1 protein-coding gene is annotated in these 1,488 nt (G+C 47.6%); it reads right to left on the reverse strand.

Annotation, left to right across the window (positions count from 1 at the left end):
* Positions 1-178: 178 nt before the first annotated feature.
* Positions 179-1,114, reverse strand: a complete 936-nt coding sequence (locus tag A4U59_RS06335) for an NADP-dependent oxidoreductase (RefSeq protein ID WP_066172248.1) — start codon at positions 1,112-1,114, stop codon at positions 179-181.
* Positions 1,115-1,488: the final 374 nt, after the last annotated feature.

The raw sequence follows: 1,488 nt of genomic DNA on the forward strand, positions 1-1,488 counted from the left end.
TTGTGCCTGTGGTGCAAAGAAGACACTGTGAGTGCGACCGAAGGGAACAGGAACAGATGTCGCACTTGTGCCCTTGGGTGAAAGCGAGTACCTGCAACGGAAATCAACACTAGCGTTTAACAGAGCCATACAGAAAAAAGGAAGAAGCCCATCGCGGCTTCTTCCTTTTTTCATGATTTTACTTCACTTTTATGATAATTTTCCCTCTCGCATGGTGGGTTTCGCTCAATTCATGGGCGGCCTTCAAACCTTCTTCACTGAGCGGGAATGTCTCACCCGTCAATGGCCTTATTTCCCCTGATTCAATCCGTTTTGTCAATTCGGCCAATTGCTCTCCCGAAGGCTCCAGAAATAAGAAGCCCGCCTTTAACCCTTTTTCCCTGGCAAGAGCCTCGTCGGGCTGTTCGACAATGGAGATGACAGTTCCCCCTTCCTTCAAAATTTCATAACTTTTGCGGAGGTTGTCACCGCCGAGCGTGTCAAAAACAATATCATAGCCGCTCAGCCGTGTTTCAAAATTATCTTCTTTATAGTTGATGGCTTCGTCGGCACCTAAGTCTTTGAGCAAGTCGATGTTTTTACCGCTAGCAGTACTGGCGACCGTCGCCCCAAAGCTTTTGGCCAGCTGTATCGCAAAGCTTCCGACTCCGCCAGCGCCTGCCGGAACAAATACTTTATCACCCTTGTTGATTCCGGCTAATTCGACGAGTGCCTGCCAGGATGTTTCGCCAACCAGCGGGATGGATGCCGCTTCCTCAAATGAGAGGTTTTCCGGTTTGAATGCGACAAGATCTTCCGCAGCAGCCACATACTCCGCATACGTCCCATTTCTCATGATATCAGGCCTCGTGTAGACTTCATCCCCTTCTTTAAACTTACTGACATTAGCACCGGTTTTTATGACAACGCCTGCTGCATCATAGCCAAGCACGAGCGGGAATTCATGTGGAAGCATTTCCTTTAAATACCCTTCTCTCACTTTCCAGTCGACCGGATTAATGCTCGCAGAATGAATTTCAATCAGGACATCGTCGTCTCCCGGTTCAGGAATCGACACTTCTGTTTCCCTCAACTTTTCCCTGCTGCCATATTCATCGATTACGATCGCTTTCATGTTCTGCCTCCTTTCTTCTCCGTTCATGTTTTACCCGAAACATTTTTCATTTACTCATTTTTGCCGTATCTTCGGAAAGCTTGAACACGGCTTGGGTTATGCAGGAGTGCATATGGTGGATCGGAAAAACGGAGCTGATATTGGCATGGAAGAATGGGGCCCGTGCCTATATTTTGAGGTGGGGCTGCTTTATAGGCATGGAAGGATGGTTCTCGTGCCTATATTTTGAGGTGAGGCTGCATTATAGGCATGGAAGGCGGGTTCTTGTGCATATATTTTAAAGAGGGACTGCTTTATAGGCATGGGAGGATGGTTCTCGTGACTATATTTTGAGGTGAGGCTGTTTTATAGGCATGAAAGGCGGGTTCTTGTGA

The organism is Bacillus marinisedimentorum (genome assembly GCF_001644195.2).
GTDB classification, from domain to species: Bacteria; Bacillota; Bacilli; order Bacillales; family Bacillaceae_O; genus Bacillus_BL; species Bacillus_BL marinisedimentorum.

Bases quoted from the DNA above. Each gene is read 5' to 3' on its own strand.
- A4U59_RS06335 (WP_066172248.1), bottom strand. From the start codon at position 1,114: ATGAAAGCGATCGTAATCGATGAATATGGCAGCAGGGAAAAGTTGAGG.